The sequence below is a fragment of the Bradyrhizobium sp. 44 genome, assembly GCF_023073095.1.
In the GTDB taxonomy this organism is placed as follows: Bacteria; Pseudomonadota; Alphaproteobacteria; order Rhizobiales; family Xanthobacteraceae; genus Bradyrhizobium.
This window is the reverse complement of sequence record NZ_JADPIY010000033.1, coordinates 15508-30907: the sequence shown is the minus strand read 5'-3', so window position 1 is coordinate 30907 and position 15400 is coordinate 15508. Positions and strand designations below refer to the sequence as shown.

The following is a 15400-nucleotide window of genomic DNA, read 5'->3' as shown; positions in this document are numbered from 1 at the left end:
CCTACCCCAGCACCTTCAACTCATCCGGCAAGGCATACGCCCATTGCGTGATGTTGCCGGCGCCCAGGCACACGACGAGATCGCCCGACTTCGCCACGCCCTTGACGATGCCGGCGAGATCGGACGCCGCCGGCAGCGGGATCACTTCGCGGTGGCCGTGGGCGCGCAGGCCGGCGGCGAAATGGTCGCGGTCGATACCCTCGATCGGCGTCTCGCCCGCGGCATAGACCTCGGCGACGATCACCGCATCCGCGTCGTTGAAGCAGGTGCAGAATTCCTCGAACAGCGACTGCAGGCGGGTATAGCGATGCGGCTGCACGACCGCGACGATCTTGCCGTTGGTGGATTCCCGCGCCGCCTTCAGCACCGCCGCGATCTCGACCGGATGATGGCCGTAATCGTCGATGACGGTAACGCCGTTCCACTCGCCGGTCTTGGTGAAGCGGCGCTTGACACCGCCGAAGCCGGCGATCGCCTTGCGGATTGCCTCGTCCGACACGCCGAGCTCGCGCGCGACCGCAATCGCGGCCGTCGCGTTGGAGGCATTGTGGCGTCCCGGCATCGGCAGCATGAGATCGGAGATCTCGTGCACGGCGCCCGTCTTGCGATCGCGGAACGCAACCTTGAACTTCGATCCGCCGCCCATCGGGGCCAGGTCGACGAAGCGCACATCGGCCTGCGGATTCTCGCCATAGGTGATGATGCGCCGATCCTCGATCTTGCCGACAAGAGTCTGCACCACGGGATGATCGATGCACATCACGGCGAAGCCATAGAACGGCAGGTTCTCGACGAAGTTTCGGAACGCGTCTTGCACCGCCTCGAAGGTCTTGAAGTGATCGAGATGCTCGGGATCGACATTGGTGACGATCGCGACTTCGGTCGGCAGCTTCAGGAACGTGCCGTCGCTCTCGTCGGCTTCGACCACCATCCAGTCACCCGCACCGAGACGCGCATTCGAGCCATAGGCGTTGATGATGCCCCCGTTGATGACGGTGGGATCGAGGCCGCCGGCGTCGAGCAGCGTCGCGACCATCGTAGTCGTGGTGGTCTTGCCGTGGGTGCCGGCGATGGCGACGCAGCTCTTCAGCCGCATCAGCTCGGCCAGCATCTCGGCGCGGCGCACCACCGGGATACGCCGTTCGCGCGCCGCCGTCAGTTCCGGATTGTCACGCTTGATCGCGGTGGAGACCACGACGACGTCGGCGCCGTCGACGTTCTCCGCCTTGTGGCCGACCGAGACTTTCGCGCCGTTCTTGCGCAGACGGTCGAGATTGTAATTGTCGGAGGCGTCCGAGCCCTGCACGGAATAGCCGAGATTGAGCAGCACCTCGGCGATGCCGCTCATGCCGATCCCGCCGATCCCGACGAAGTGGATGGGTCCGATCTCGCGCGGCAGTCTCATGGCGTATCCCGCAGTTCCCTCGTCATGCCCGGGCTTGTCCCGGGCATCCACGAATCCTTAGCACTTCTTGCAAGACGTGGATGGCCGGGACAAGCCCGGCCATGACGGCAAAAGTAGGAATTCTGGCTGATTTCGCGTCAGATTCCCGCGATTTTGGCCACCAGATCGGCCAGCCGCTCCGCTGCGTCGAGCCGGCCGGCGCCACGGGCGGCCTGCGCCATGGCGGCAAGACGCGCGGGCTCGGCGGCGAAGGCGGAGATCTCGGCGGCGAGGCGATCGGAGGAAAACTCGGTTTGCGGAATGCGGATCGCACCGTCGACCTTGGCCAGCACGCCGGCATTGGCGAACTGGTCCTGGTCGATCGCACCCGGCAGCGGCACCAGGATCGAGGGCCGCCCGATCACGGCGAGCTCGGCCACGGTGCCGGCGCCTGAGCGCGACACCACCAGATGGTTGGAGGCGAGCCGCGCGGGCAGATCGGTGAAAAACGGCGCAAGCTCGGCCTTGATCTTCAGCCTGTCGTAGACCGCACGCACGCGCGCCATGTCCTCGTCGCGCACCTGCTGGGTAAGGACGAGCCGGCTCCACAGCGCGGGCTCGAGGCGCTCGATCGCGCCCGGCACGATGTCGGCCATGATGCGCGCGCCCTGGCTGCCGCCGACGACGAGCAGGCGCAGCGGGCCATTCATTTCAGGCGCAGCATAGGGCACGCCGGCTGCGGCGAGGATCGCCGGACGCATCGGCGTGCCGACCGTCGTGGTCTTGCCCGATAGCGCCGGATCGCGGTCGAGCACGCCGGGCAATGACGTCGCGATGGCGCGGACGCGGCTCGACAGAAACCGGTTGGCGCGGCCGAGCACGGCATTGGCATCATGGATGATGCCGGGCACGCCCGCGAATTTTGCCGCGACCAGCGGCGGCAGCGTCGGATAGCCACCGAAGCCGACGACGGCGACCGGCTTCAATCGCTTGATCAGGCTGTAGGCGGACAACGTGCCGGCTGCGAGCGTCAGGCCGGCATAGGCGAGCTGCAGCGGATTGCGTCCACGCGCAGTCTCGCTCGAGACGACGTCGATCATGTCCTTGGTGAACAGCCCGCTGTAGCGCAGCGCGCGCTCGTCCGTGACAAGGCGGACGCGGAATCCGCGCCGGATCAGCTCGACGCCGAGCGCCTCGGCCGGAAACAGATGGCCGCCGGTGCCGCCCGCGGCGAGAAGAATCAGGGGAGAGGTATCCATGGTGGGGAGTTTTACAGTGTCTCCCCCGTCATTGCGAGCGAAGCGAAGCAATCCAGACTGCCACCGCGGGGGGATTCTGGATTGCTTCGCTTCGCCCGCAATGACGAAAAACTACGCGTAGCTGCGCATCGCCTCGGCGTGGCCGCTCGCCTCGACTTCGGTGCGCGGGCGCAGCCGCGTCAGCGCCAGCATCATGCCGACACTGTAGGCCAGCGACACGATCGAGGAACCGCCATAGGAGATGAAGGGCAGCGTCATGCCCTTGGCCGGGATGAGCTGGAGATTGACCGACATGTTGATCGCGGCCTGCACGCCGAACAGGATCGCAAGACCCGAGGCAGCGAAGCGCGAGAACATGTCCTCGTTGGCATAGGCGCGCGACAGCGTGCGGATGACGACGAAAGCAAACAGGGCCAGCATCGCGAGGCACAGGATGATGCCGAACTCTTCGGCGGCAACCGCGAACACGAAATCGGTGTGGCTGTCCGGCAAGCTGCGCTTGGCAATGCCCTCGCCCGGTCCGAGCCCGAACCAGCCGCCATTGTAGAAGGCCTCCATGGCGGTATCGACCTGGAAGGTGTCACCAGAGGCCGGATTCATGAAGCGCTTGATGCGGCCGGCGACGTGCGGAACAAAAAGATAGGCGCTGAACAGTCCGGCGGCGCCGAGGCCGGCGAGCCCGAACACCCAGATCATCCGCATGCCCGCGATGAAGAACAACGAGCCCCACACCATCAGGATCAGCATGGTCTGGCCGAAATCCGGCTCCATGACGAGAAGCGAGACCAGCATCAAGAGCAGCGCGAGCGCCATCGAGGTCGCCGGCATCTCCGGCCGCTTGGTCGATTCCGCGAACAGCCAGGCGGCGATGACGACGAACGACGGCTTTGCGATTTCGGAGGCCTGGATGTTGACGCCGAGTAGCGTGATCCAGCGCCGCGAGCCCTTCACCTCAGGACCGATCGCGAGCGTCAGCACGATCAGGACGATGCTGGCCGCGAAGATGATCAGCGCCGAGCGACGGATCGCCCGCGGCGACAGAAAGGACACCCCGAGCAGCACCAGGCCGGACGGCGCCAGGAACATCACGTGGCGGCTGAAGAAATGGAAGGGATCGAGCCCGATGCGGGTCGCAACCGGCGGGCTCGCTGCCAGCGACAGGATCACGCCGGTCAGCATCAGCGCCAGGATGGCTCCCATCAGCGGCTTGTCGACGGTCCACCACCACTCGGAAAAGGGGGTGCGTTCTTCACGGGAGAGCATGGCGGCCGCTTTCGGACAGAGGTCGGTCCATTGGTCGCCGAGGTTGGTTACCGGGAGGTTAAGAAATCGCGGATGATTGGAATTGCCTCACACCACCGGCTTCACACCCGGCAGCGCCTGCACCAGCTCGCGGAACCTGGTGCCGCGAATTTCGAAATTGCGGTACTGGTCGAAGGAGGCGCAGGCGGGTGACAGCAAGACGACCGCGTCGGTGATGCCCGACGCCTCCGCATCGCGTGCGGCTTGCTCGACCGCGACGTCGAGGGTCTGGCTGATCTCGTGCGGCACCTGCGTGCCGAGCGTGCCGGAAAACTCCTGCGCGGCCTCGCCGATCAGATAGGCTTTTCGGATGCGCGGGAAGTAGCCGGTGAGGCCAGTTATTCCGCCGGCCTTCGGCTTGCCGCCCGCGATCCAGAAGATGTCCGAAAAGGACGACAGTGCATGCGCGGTGGCGTCCGCATTGGTGCCCTTGGAATCGTTGACGAACAGCACGTTGCCGCGGCGGCCGACCTGCTCCATGCGATGCGCAAGGCCGGGAAAGCTGCGCAGGCCGTTCTGAAGCATATCGAGGCCGATGCCCATCGCGAGCGCGGCGGCTGCCGCGCACGCCGCGTTCTGCGCATTGTGCAGGCCACGCAGAGAACCGATGCCGCCGAGCGCCGCGATTTCACTGCGTGCGCCGCCGGAATTGCGCACGATATTGCCATGCTCGACATGGATGCCGCTGGCCAGCGGATTTTTGACGGAGATGCGCACCACATTATTGCCGGCACGGTCGAGCCGGTCGGCGATGTCGCGACAAAAACCGTCGTCGACGCCGACGATCGCGGTACCGCCAGCCTGCACGCCGGCAACGAGGCGTTCCTTCACCGCAGCGTAATGCACGATGGTGCCGTGACGATCGATGTGGTCCTCGCTGACATTGAGCAGAATGCCGACGGAGGGATCGAGCGAGGGCGTGAGGTCGATCTGGTAGGACGACATCTCGATGACGTGGACGCGCCCCATGCCCGGCGGCTCCAGCGACAGGATCGCGGTGCCGATATTGCCGCCCATCTGGGTGTCGTATCCGGCGACCTTGGTCAGATGCGCGATCAAAGCCGTCGTTGTCGACTTGCCGTTGGTGCCGGTGATGGCGACGAACGGCGCATCCGGCGCGTGCCGGCGCCGTTCGCGGCAGAACAGCTCGATGTCGCCGATCACCTCGATAGCTGCCTCGCGCGCCTTCAACACGCTCCAATGCGGCACCGGGTGGGTCAGCGGAACGCCGGGCGCGAGCACCAGCGCGGCGAAGTTGGCCCAGGAGACGTTGCGCAAATCAGCCGTGATGAAGCCGGCTTGCGCCGCCTTGGCGACGTTCTCGGCATTGTCGTCGGCGGCGATCACCTCGGCGCCGCCCGCCTTCAACGCGTGACAGGAGGCGAGCCCCGAGCCGCCGAGGCCGAACACCGCGACCGTCTTGCCGGCAAAGGACGTGACGGGGATCATCGACCGATCACCGCAGCTTCAGCGTGGACAGGCCGGCCAGCGCCAGCATCACCGAGATGATCCAGAAGCGGATCACGATCTGCGGCTCGGTCCAGCCGAGCTGCTCGAAATGGTGATGGATCGGCGCCATCCGGAAGATGCGTTTTCCCGTCATCTTGAACGACACCACCTGCACGATGACGGAGACCGCCTCCAGCACGAACAGGCCGCCGATCACCGCGAGCACGATCTCGTGCTTCACCGCGACCGCGATCGCCCCCAGCATGCCGCCGAGCGCGAGCGAGCCGGTGTCGCCCATGAAGATCGAGGCCGGCGGCGCGTTGAACCAGAGGAAGCCGAGACCGGCGCCCAGCAGCGCGCCGCAGAGCACCGCGAGCTCGCCGGTGCCGGCAACATATTTGATCTGGAGATAGTCGGCGAACACCGCGTTGCCGGCGAGATAGGCGATCATCGCAAAGCTCGCGGTCGCGATCATCACGGGTACGATGGCAAGGCCGTCGAGACCGTCGGTGAGGTTCACCGCATTGCCGGCGCCCACGATGACGAAGGCGCCGAACCCGACGAAGAACCAGCCGAAATGCAGCACGGTGTCCTTCAGGAAAGGAATCGTCAGCGCGGTCGACGCGGGATCGCGGTTCAGCCGCACCAGCGCGTAGCAGGCAACCAGCGCGATCGCCGCCTCGATCAGCAGGCGAAGCTTGCTGCCGAACCCGGTCGTGGTCTGCTTGGTCACCTTGAGGTAATCGTCATAGAAGCCGACGAAGCCGAAGCCGAGCGTCACCGCCAGCACGATCCAGACGTAAGGGTTGAGCGGATTGGCCCACAGCACCGTGCCGACCGTGAGACCGGACAGGATCATCAGCCCGCCCATGGTGGGCGTGCCTTTCTTGGCGAGATGCGATTGCGGACCATCGGCCCGGATCGGCTGGCCCTTGCCCTGCCGGATGCGCAGATGGTCGATGATCCAGGGGCCGAACAGGAACACGAACAGCGCGCCGGTGACGACGGCGCCGCCGGTGCGGAAGGTGATGTAGCGGAAGACGTTCAGGAAGGTGCGAACGGCACCGAAGCCCGGAAATGTGTTGGAGAGCTCGATCAGCCAGTAAAACATTCAGACGGTCCTATGGCGCCTTTGCACGCGCCTTGATCTTGGCCTTATCAACCTGTCTCACGCGCATTCGCTGGTCTTCATCCTGGGGTCGGGCGACCTCTAAAGAAAACGAACGGCTTCGCGCCGGAAAGGGTGGGATTCGGGAACAGCGCCTTCCAAGCAGTTTACGCCCTTGCCTGCAAGGCGGCCACTAGGCCCGGCACAAACTTGTTGACCCAGAACATCTTCTTGCTGCCCTTGACAACCACGACATCGCCTGCCCTCAGCAGATTTGCGACCTCGCCCGGCTTCAGCGTGACGGGGTCGTCGTGCCAGCCGAGACCCTTGCCGGCTGGAAGCACCTCGAACAGGTGACGCATCAGGGGCCCGACGCAATAGACGCCGTCGATGCCGTCGAGATGCCTGACGAGATCGGTGTGATAGGCCGGCGCGCCGTCGCCCAGCTCCAGCATGTCGCCGAGCACCGCAATGCGGCGGCCGCCGGTCGTGTTGCGCGCCTGCAGACTTTGCAGCGCGGCAGCCACGCTGGCCGGATTGCCGTTGAAGCTGTCGTCGATCACGGTGACGCCGCCGACCGCCTGCTCGACGCCACGGCCGGTCATGATGCCGACCCGGTCGAGCTTGATCGCAAGCGTCGCCGCATCGAGGTTGGCCGCACGGATCGATGCGAGCGCGGCGAGCGCATTCTGAACGCGGTGCGGCGCGCCCGGCGTCAGGCTGAACGCGATCTCCTTCTTGCCGAGCGCGGCCACGACCTGCCAGCTGTCGCCGTGCGGCGCGTGCGCGACCTCGTGCACCTCGGCTTTGTCGCCGAAGCGGATGACCTTGCCCTTCCAGTCCGGCGCCTTGATCCCGGCGGGCAGCACCAGCACGCCTTCCGAAGGCAGGCCGAGGGCAATCGACACCTTCTCGCGGCGGATGGCCTCGAGCGAGCCAAGCTTCTCCAGATGCACCGGCTGGACGTTGACGACGAGCGCGACCGTCGGCCGCGTCAGTTCGCTGAGCCGCGCGATCTCGCCGGCCTGGTTCATGCCCATCTCGACGACCCAGAGACTGGCATCGGGCCGCGCATTGCACAGCGTCAGCGGCACGCCCCAGAAATTGTTGAAGCTCGACGGGCTGGCATAGGCATTGGGGTAGGCCGCGAGGAATTCCTTGGTGCTGGTCTTGCCCGCGCTGCCGGTGAGCCCGATCACCGGCCCGTTGAAGCGCGCGCGTGCCGCGCGCGCTAGACCCCAGAGACCGTCGATCAGCGTGTCCTTGACGACGATCTGGGGAATGCGGATGCCCGCGATCTCGTGCGGCACGATCATCGCGACCGCGCCCGAGGCTTCCGCCTTGTCCGTGAACTCCCAGCCGTCACGCGCGCTGGCGAAGGCCGAGATGAAGCCGCCGCTCGGGGTGCCGCTCAGCGCCACGAACAGGCTGCCCGGCTTCACCAGCCGGCTGTCCTGGGTGACGAAGTCGATCGGCGTATCCGGGAACGATCCGGCAGCGCCCAGCGCGCGCGCCACTTCGGCCACCGTCCATATGGGCGCGCTCATGCAATCCTCGACGCTAATGTGGCGGCGACCGCCTCGTGATCACTGAAGGGCAAAACCTCTCCGCCGACGATCTGCCCGGTCTCGTGGCCCTTGCCGGCGATGAGCAGCGCATCGCCATCCTCCAATTCCTCAATCGCGGTGCGGATCGCAACGGCGCGGTCGCCGATTTCGCGGGCGCCCTTGGCGGCGGCGAGGATTTCGGCGCGGATGGCCTCCGGCTTCTCGCTGCGCGGATTGTCGTCGGTGACGATGATTCCGTCGGCATTGCCGGCCGCGATCTCGCCCATGATTGGACGCTTGCCGGCATCGCGGTCGCCGCCGGCGCCGAACACGACGACCAGCCTGCGCCTGGCGTAGGGACGAAGCGCCTGCAGCGCCTTGGCCAGCGCATCGGGCTTGTGCGCGTAATCGACGAAGATCGGCGCACCGTTGCGCTCGCCGACACGCTCCAACCGGCCTTTGGCGCCCTCGAGATGTTCGAGACTCGCAAACACGTCTGCGGCGTCGCTGCCGGTGCCGATGGCGAGACCGGCCGACACAAGCGCATTCTCGATCTGGAATTCGCCGACCAGCGGCAGCCGGACCGCATATCGCTTGCCGCGATGGTCGAGCGCGAGCACTTGCGAAAACCCTTCGACCTCCGCACCGGCGAGACGAATGCCCTCGCCCGCCCCGTCGCCGTTGCGACCGACCGCCATGACGCGCAAGCCGCGCGAATTCGCAGCACTGATCGCCTCCGCCGAGCAATCATGATCGGCGGAAATCACGGCCGCGCCCCCCGGCGGGACAAGTTCGCGAAACAGCCTGAGCTTGGCCGCGAGATAATGCGCGACGGTCGGATGATAATCCATGTGGTCGCGCGAAAGATTGGTGAAACCACCGGCCGAGACGCGCACGCCGTCGAGCCGATACTGGTCGAGCCCGTGCGAGGAGGCCTCGAAGGCGAGATGCGTGACGCCCTCGCGCGCGATCTCGTCGAGCTGCCGGTGCAGCGCGACCGGGTCGGGCGTCGTCAGCGAGCCATAGACGGTGCGCTTCGGCGAAACGAGCCCGATGGTTCCGATGCTGGCGGAGGCATGCCCGAGCCGCTCCCAGATCTGCCGGGTGAATGCTGCGACCGAGGTCTTGCCGCTGGTGCCGGTCACCGCCGCAATTGTCGCGGGTTGCGCGGAAAAAAATCTTGCCGCGGCCAGCGCCAGCGCGCGGCGCGGATTGGCAACCGCAATGAACGGCACCTTGCAGCCATCAGGCGCGTGGTCGCCGACGACCGCGACCGCGCCTGCGGCAATCGCGGCATCGATGAAGCGCGCACCGTCGGTCTTGCTGCCCGCAAGCGCGAAGAAGAGATCGCCCGGCTTGACCGCGCGGCTGTCGAGGGCAACACCGTTCACGTCGAGCGCCGCGACGGCGGGCTCGATTGCGGCATCATTGCCCTGAACGTCCTGACCGAGGAGGTCGCGCAGCTTCATGGTCTTCCAGTCGACATGCCGGACCGGATCGCCGAATTTCCAGGGAAATCCCGACTCAGCAGCGGCAACGGCCCATCCGGTTGATTACTGGGTTGTCCTGGATGCTGCAAGAATAAGGCGCTCGGACGGCGGCAGGTCGAACCGCGGCTCGACGCCTAAAAGCGGCGCGATCCGCTCGATCACCTTGCCGCCGGTCGGCACCGCGTTCCAGCCCGAGGTGATGAAACCCTTCGTTTCAGGAATCGCCTGGGGCTCGTCCAGCATGATCAGGATCTGATATTTCGGATCGTCGCAGGGCATGATTGCGGTGAAGGAGTTGAGCACGCGCTTTTTGGCATAGCGGCCGTTGATGACCTTCTCGGACGTGCCGGTCTTGCCGCCGACATAGTAACCCTTGACGTCGGCGGTCTTGGCGGTGCCGATTTCGGCATTGAGCCGCATCAGGAACCGCATCTTGTCGCTGGTCTCCGTCTTGATGACGCGCTTGGCCATGGACGCCGCTTCGGACTCGGTGCGCTTCATGAAGGTCGGCGGAATCAGATAGCCGCCGTTCACCAGCGCGTTGATGCCCATCACCGCCTGCAGCGGCGCCACCGACATGCCCTGGCCGAACGCGATGGTCACCGTATTCAGCTCGCCCCAGCGGCGCGGTATCAGCGGAGCCGCGCTTTCCGGCAGTTCGGTGCGCAGCCGCGTCAACTGGCCCATTTTGGCGAGGAACGCCTTGTGGGCCTCGACGCCCTGGCCGAGCGCGATCCGCGCGGCGCCGATGTTGGAGGAGAAGGTGAACACTTCCTTGGTATTGATGAAACGTCCGAGCGCGTGGCTGTCATGGATGGTGAACTTGCCGTAGTGCAGGTTTCCCCGTGCATCCCACATCGAGTTCAGGTTGATCTTGCCGGAATCGAGCGCCATCGCCAGCGTGAACGCCTTGAACGTCGAGCCCATCTCGTAGACGCCGGTAGTCAGGCGGTTGATGCGGTCGGGGTCGTGCGCTTCCTTCGGATTGTTGGGATCGAAGTCCGGCAGGGAGACCATCGCCACGATCTCGCCGGTCTTGACGTTGGAGACGATGCCGGAGGCAGCCTTGGTGTGGTATTTCTCCTTGGCCTTCAGCAGTTCGTCACGCAGTGCGTGCTCGACGCGCAGATCGACCGAGAGCTCGATCGGCTTTTGCAGCCGGTCGGTGGCAAAGCCCGCGCGGTGGAGATCGGCGAGCCCCTGATTGTCGAGCCACTTCTCCATGCCGGCGATGCCCTGGTTGTCGATGTTGACGAGACCGATGAGGTGGGCGACCTCGTTGCCGGTCGGGTAGACGCGCTTGTTCTCGCGCAGGAAGCCGATGCCGGGAATGCCGAGCTTGTGGATGTCCTGCTGCTGCTTCGCCGTAATCTCGCGCTTGAGCCAGACGAAGCCCTTGCGCGTCTTCAGGCGCTCGCGCACCTCGGCCTCGTCGAGGTCGGGCACGGTGGCGGTCAGAAGTTCGATTGCCTCGTCCTTGTCGATGATGCGGCGCGGCTCGCCGAACAGGCTCGACGCCTTGACGTCGGTCGCGAGGATCGCGCCGTTGCGGTCAACGATGTCGGGCCGCGCGGTCGCGACCACCTCCTGCGCCGCGGCGCGGCGCGCGCCGTGGGCGTCGGCGCCGATCGCGAACATCACGAGCCGGCCGCCGATCAGGGCGTAGACCGCGCCAAAGGCGAGCATCGCCAGGCCGACGCGCGCCCGCGCCTTGGCCGCGCGGTCGACGTTGCGCCCGTACAGCAGGCTGCGGATCAGCCGTTGGCGCCAAGGCTCGGTCGGCTTTTCTGTGGGTTTGGCCGGGGTCACAGCACTCATGGCTTGTCCTCGGGCTGCGGCACGGAGCCCGTCACATTATCGGGATCGCTCGCGGCTTCGATGGTGTTGAGCATGGCGCCGATCGGATCCGGCTCGCCCGGCCTGAACATCCGCGGCGGACGCTCGGGCAAATTCTTCAGTGAGTCATACTGCGTGCCGTTGACCGGCTTGAGCTGCAGATGCCGGTCGGACAGGCCTTGCAGGCGCAGGGGCGCATCGAGCTTGGCCCATTCGGAGCGCAGCGCCGCAATCGCATCGCGCTGCTCGCGGATCTCCGCATGCAAACGCAATACCTTTTCGGTGCGCGCCGTGGAGTCCATCTTGATCCGGTAGACATGAGCCGCCGCGAAGATCAGCGCGCCGATGACGAGGAGGTGGATGAAGCGCATGCGCTAGCCACCTCTCATGACGTCGGAGAGTTTTGGCCATGACGATTGCTCGCGATCGTCATGCGCGGGAGCCGAGGTGCGCTCGGCGGCGCGCAGTTTTGCCGACCGCGCGCGCGGGTTATGCGCGACTTCGTCCTCGCCCGCGATCACCGGCCGCCGCGTCAGCAGCTGGAAGCTCGGCACCGCCTGAGACACTTCCGGCAAATGGCGTGAGCCGCCACCTGTCTTGCTGCGCTCGGCGAGGAAGTTCTTGACGATGCGGTCTTCCAGCGAATGGAACGAGACGACCACGAGGCGACCACCGGGCTTGAGCACACGCTCGGCAGCGACGAGCGCGCTCTGGAGTTCCTCGAGCTCTTCGTTGACGAAGATGCGCAGGGCCTGGAACGTCCGCGTCGCGGGATGAATATCGCCGGGCTTGGAACGAACCACCCTGCCGACGAGATCGGCGAGCGCGCGCGTGGTCGTGAACGGCGTTTCCTGACGGTCCGCGATGATGGCGCGGGCGATCCGGCGCGACTGCCGCTCTTCGCCGAGGAGATAGATGATGTCGGCGAGATCGCCTTCCGACGCGCGCGCCACGACATCGGCTGCAGTCGGGCCTGCCTGCCCCATCCGCATGTCGAGCGGACCATCGAGGCGGAACGAGAAGCCGCGGCCGGCCTGGTCGAGCTGCATCGAGGACACGCCGACGTCCATCACGACGCCGTTGACGTCTTCGAGGCCTTGCGCCGCACAGACATCGGCGAGGTTGGAGAAACGATCTTCAACGAGGGTCAGCCTGCCTGCGGAGCGGGCGACCAGCTCGGCGCCACCCTCGATCGCAGTACGGTCGCGATCAATGGCGATCACCCGGGTTCCCGGCACGTCGAGAATCGCGCGGCTGTAGCCGCCGGCACCAAAGGTCGCGTCGATGTAAGTGCCACCTTCGCGTGGAGCGAGGTGGTCGATGGCCTCGCGGCCAAGAACGGGGATGTGCGGAACCGAGCTCATGCGCCAGGCCTGCCGATCGCCCCGCCGGACTCCCAAGTGAGATCGGGGACGAACAACCTCATAACGCCTCGAATGATTCCGCGTCGCGGCGGTTCCACGACCCAACCCCCGTCCAACATGGTTACCGAGCCCGGTCGTCCTGGGCCACCAACCCAGTATTCCCCTTGGAATTTGTCGGGCAGCCATGGGATTTCGAGCCAAAATACGCTTTGGCCGCCTCCGGACGCGGGTCGGCTCTTCATCCCTCAGTAACGGCCCTTAGCGTTAAGAAAGCGTTGATCGGCTCGCGACAAGTCGAAAAGCTGACGCGGCGGTGATGCTTCATCCACACACATGCGCCAAAATGCATCCGTTAACCTCGTCGCGCGGTTGCGCACGTTGGAGGGTAAAGGAATAGTAAAGAGAAGGGCTTGGCCCACTCTCCGTCTGTCTCGAGCTGTTTATGTCGTCCGGTTCGTCCACGCCGTCTGGATCTGATTCGAAGCGTCAACGTGTTCTCCCGGTTCCCAAGGCCGCCGCGAACATGCGGACGTTCGAGCCGGATTCCTCGATCGTCTCCGACATCATCCCCTCACCGAACCATGGCGACCGTAACAAGGGCCGGCAGCCCGACATGATCGTGCTGCACTACACCGGCATGCCCGACGTCGAAGGTGCGCTGGCGCGGCTCTGCTCGGCAGGCACCGAGGTGTCGGCACATTATGTCGTGCTGGAAGACGGCCGCATCGTGCAATGCGTGCCGGAGGCCAGGCGCGCCTGGCATGCCGGCGTGTCCGCCTGGGCCGGCGAGGACGACATCAATTCCTGCTCGATCGGGATCGAGATCGTCAATCGCGGCCACGACTGGGGTTATCCGGAGTTTCCGCTGCGCCAGATCGCCGCCGTGATCGCGCTGTGCCGCGGCATCATGCTCCGCCGCAAGGTGCCCGCGCACCGGGTGCTCGGCCATTCCGACGTGGCGCCCGCGCGCAAGAAAGATCCCGGCGAAAAATTTCCGTGGCATTCGCTGGCGAATTCCGGCGTCGGCCACTGGGTCACGCCCGCGCCGGTCGTGCGCGGCGAGAGCCTGATGCTCGGCACCATCAGCGACGAGGTGCTGAGCCTGCAGCAGGCGCTCGCCAGATACGGCTACGGCGTTCCCCTCACCGGCAAATACGACGCCGCGACCATGGAAGTCGTCACCGCGTTCCAGCGCCATTTCCGCCCGGCGCGACTGGATGGGGTCGCGGATCACTCGACGCTGTCGACCTTGCAGGCGCTGTTGGGGAGTCTCCCTCAGGAGGCAACGACCGTCGCGACGAAGTGACGACGACTGCCACACACCCCGTCATTGCGAGCAAAGCGAAGCAATCCAGGCTGCCTCCGCAGAGGCAGTCTGGATTGCTTCGTCGCAAGTGCTCCTCGCAATGACGGAGTATGTGGCAACTACTCCATCTCCCTCATCCTTCGCGCATAAAGTCGTCGCAGCGGCTCCAACTGCGTCGCCTCCGTCGCAGCGCGATAGGCCTCGCGCGCCTCCTCATTCCGGCCGAGCCGCCGCAATAGATCGGCCCGCACCGCCGGCAACAGCTCGTAGCCACGAAGCCCGCCGCGCGCAGTAGTCGCATCCACGAGATCGAGCGCACGCGCCGGCCCATCGACCATCGACACCGCCGCCGCGTGGTTGAGCCCGATCACCGGCGACGGGTTGATGCGCAATAGCACTTCGTAGAGCCCGGCAATCTGCGGCCAGTCTGTCTGCTCATAGCTCGGCGCGCGCGCATGCAGCGCAGCGATCGCGGCTTGGACTGCATAAGGCTGCGGCCGGCCGGGCACGCGCAGTGCGTCGTCCACCAGACGGAGACCCTCCTCGATCTGTGCACGGTCCCACCGCGAACGATCCTGCTCTTCCAGCAGCACGATGTCGCCGGCGGCGGTCTGGCGCCCTGCGCGGCGCGCATCGTGCAGCAGCATCAGCGCCAGCAGGCCCTTGATCCCCGCGCGATCGGGTAACAGCCGGTCGAGCAAGCGGCCAAGCCGGATCGCCTCGGCCGCAAGATCGGGCCGCATCAAATCCGCACCTGACGTCGCCACATAGCCTTCGGTGAAGACCAGATAGATCACGGCAACCACACCCTCGAGCCGCGGCACCAGCGTGTCGCGCTCGGGGACCTCATAGGGAATGCCGGCGAGCCTGATCTTCTGCTTGGCGCGGACGAGACGCTGGCCCATCGCCTCCTCAGTGACGAGGAAGGCGCGCGCGACCTGCGCCGTGGAGAGCCCGCAGACGGTGCGCAGCGTCAGCGCGACCTGGACTTCGGGCGCAAATGCGGGATGACAGCAGGTGAAGATCAGCCGCAGCATGTCGTCGTCGAGCATCGCCGGCGGCTCGACGGGCGCCTGCGCGTTCAGCTCGAGCTCGTGCACGAGCGCCTGCTCCTTGCCGCGGAAGACGGCCTGGCGCCTGATACGGTCGATCGCCTTGTGCCTGGCGACATTGACCAGCCAGGCACGCGGATTGTCGGGGACCTCGCACGCCGGCCAGCGCTCCAGTGCCACCGCGAAGGCGTCCTGGAGCGCGTCCTCGGCAAGATCGAAATCGCCGACGAGGCGGATCAGCGTGGCCAGCGCCCGCCCCGCCTCGTCGCGGAAGATCTTGTCGATCTCGGACAATGTCATATG

12 protein-coding genes are annotated in these 15400 nt (G+C 65.9%); 1 reads left to right on the top strand and 11 read right to left on the bottom strand.

From position 1 onward, the window contains the following. Position 1: 1 nt before the first annotated feature. The 10 genes from murC to rsmH all read right to left on the bottom strand — a co-directional run bounded on the left by murC (position 2) and on the right by rsmH (position 12739). Positions 2-1405 (bottom strand): UDP-N-acetylmuramate--L-alanine ligase, encoded by a 1404-nt coding sequence (murC, locus tag IVB41_RS31500; protein WP_247438320.1) that lies wholly within the window; start codon positions 1403-1405, stop codon positions 2-4. Positions 1406-1542: 137 nt separating this feature from the next. Further along, entirely contained in the window at positions 1543-2643 is a 1101-nt protein-coding gene (gene murG / locus IVB41_RS31495) for an undecaprenyldiphospho-muramoylpentapeptide beta-N-acetylglucosaminyltransferase (RefSeq protein ID WP_247438318.1), read from the bottom strand. A gap of 111 nt (positions 2644-2754) precedes the next feature. Then, positions 2755-3906: a putative lipid II flippase FtsW gene (ftsW, locus tag IVB41_RS31490; RefSeq protein ID WP_247438316.1), complete on the bottom strand. Its 1152-nt coding sequence runs from the start codon at positions 3904-3906 to the stop codon at positions 2755-2757. An 87-nt stretch (positions 3907-3993) separates the two neighbouring features. After that, positions 3994-5394 (bottom strand): UDP-N-acetylmuramoyl-L-alanine--D-glutamate ligase, encoded by a 1401-nt coding sequence (gene murD, locus IVB41_RS31485; RefSeq protein ID WP_247438314.1) that lies wholly within the window; start codon positions 5392-5394, stop codon positions 3994-3996. A 7-nt stretch (positions 5395-5401) separates the two neighbouring features. Then, positions 5402-6505 carry a phospho-N-acetylmuramoyl-pentapeptide-transferase gene (gene mraY, locus IVB41_RS31480; RefSeq protein WP_027570700.1) on the bottom strand — a complete coding sequence of 368 codons (1104 nt, stop codon included), beginning with the start codon at positions 6503-6505 and terminating at the stop codon, positions 5402-5404. Positions 6506-6669: 164 nt separating this feature from the next. Next, positions 6670-8049, bottom strand: coding sequence for a UDP-N-acetylmuramoyl-tripeptide--D-alanyl-D-alanine ligase (gene murF / locus IVB41_RS31475; RefSeq protein ID WP_247438312.1), 1380 nt, complete (start codon positions 8047-8049; stop codon positions 6670-6672). Further along, positions 8046-9518 (bottom strand): UDP-N-acetylmuramoyl-L-alanyl-D-glutamate--2,6-diaminopimelate ligase, encoded by a 1473-nt coding sequence (locus IVB41_RS31470; RefSeq protein WP_247438309.1) that lies wholly within the window; start codon positions 9516-9518, stop codon positions 8046-8048. Before IVB41_RS31470 ends, murF begins: the two co-directional genes overlap by 4 nt. A gap of 84 nt (positions 9519-9602) precedes the next feature. Further along, positions 9603-11357, bottom strand: a complete 1755-nt coding sequence (locus tag IVB41_RS31465) for a penicillin-binding protein 2 (RefSeq protein ID WP_027570697.1) — start codon at positions 11355-11357, stop codon at positions 9603-9605. Then, positions 11354-11746, bottom strand: coding sequence for a hypothetical protein (locus IVB41_RS31460; RefSeq protein WP_027570696.1), 393 nt, complete (start codon positions 11744-11746; stop codon positions 11354-11356). Before IVB41_RS31460 ends, IVB41_RS31465 begins: the two co-directional genes overlap by 4 nt. Positions 11747-11749: 3 nt before the next feature. Then, complete coding sequence (gene rsmH / locus IVB41_RS31455) at positions 11750-12739, bottom strand: 16S rRNA (cytosine(1402)-N(4))-methyltransferase RsmH (protein WP_247401844.1); 990 nt, start codon at positions 12737-12739, stop codon at positions 11750-11752. 523 nt (positions 12740-13262) lie between these two features. On the opposite strand from rsmH, the gene IVB41_RS31450 reads away from it, so the two are divergent. Further along, complete coding sequence (locus IVB41_RS31450; protein WP_247358645.1) at positions 13263-14045, top strand: N-acetylmuramoyl-L-alanine amidase; 783 nt, start codon at positions 13263-13265, stop codon at positions 14043-14045. 119 nt (positions 14046-14164) lie between these two features. On the opposite strand, the gene IVB41_RS31445 is transcribed toward IVB41_RS31450, so the two are convergent. Further along, positions 14165-15397, bottom strand: coding sequence for an RNA polymerase sigma factor (locus IVB41_RS31445; RefSeq protein ID WP_247438307.1), 1233 nt, complete (start codon positions 15395-15397; stop codon positions 14165-14167). Between the last annotated feature and the right edge of the window lie 3 nt (positions 15398-15400).

Coding starts and splice junctions, on each gene's coding strand:
- ftsW (WP_247438316.1), bottom strand. CDS start 3,906: ATGCTCTCCCGTGAAGAACGCACCCCCTTTTCCGAGTGGTGGTGGACC.
- IVB41_RS31470 (WP_247438309.1), bottom strand. CDS start 9,518: ATGAAGCTGCGCGACCTCCTCGGTCAGGACGTTCAGGGCAATGATGCC.
- rsmH (WP_247401844.1), bottom strand. CDS start 12,739: ATGAGCTCGGTTCCGCACATCCCCGTTCTTGGCCGCGAGGCCATCGAC.
- IVB41_RS31460 (WP_027570696.1), bottom strand. CDS start 11,746: ATGCGCTTCATCCACCTCCTCGTCATCGGCGCGCTGATCTTCGCGGCG.
- IVB41_RS31445 (WP_247438307.1), bottom strand. CDS start 15,397: ATGACATTGTCCGAGATCGACAAGATCTTCCGCGACGAGGCGGGGCGG.
- murC (WP_247438320.1), bottom strand. CDS start 1,405: ATGAGACTGCCGCGCGAGATCGGACCCATCCACTTCGTCGGGATCGGC.
- murD (WP_247438314.1), bottom strand. CDS start 5,394: ATGATCCCCGTCACGTCCTTTGCCGGCAAGACGGTCGCGGTGTTCGGC.
- murF (WP_247438312.1), bottom strand. CDS start 8,049: ATGAGCGCGCCCATATGGACGGTGGCCGAAGTGGCGCGCGCGCTGGGC.
- murG (WP_247438318.1), bottom strand. CDS start 2,643: ATGGATACCTCTCCCCTGATTCTTCTCGCCGCGGGCGGCACCGGCGGC.
- IVB41_RS31450 (WP_247358645.1), top strand. CDS start 13,263: ATGCGGACGTTCGAGCCGGATTCCTCGATCGTCTCCGACATCATCCCC.
- mraY (WP_027570700.1), bottom strand. CDS start 6,505: ATGTTTTACTGGCTGATCGAGCTCTCCAACACATTTCCGGGCTTCGGT.
- IVB41_RS31465 (WP_027570697.1), bottom strand. CDS start 11,357: ATGAGTGCTGTGACCCCGGCCAAACCCACAGAAAAGCCGACCGAGCCT.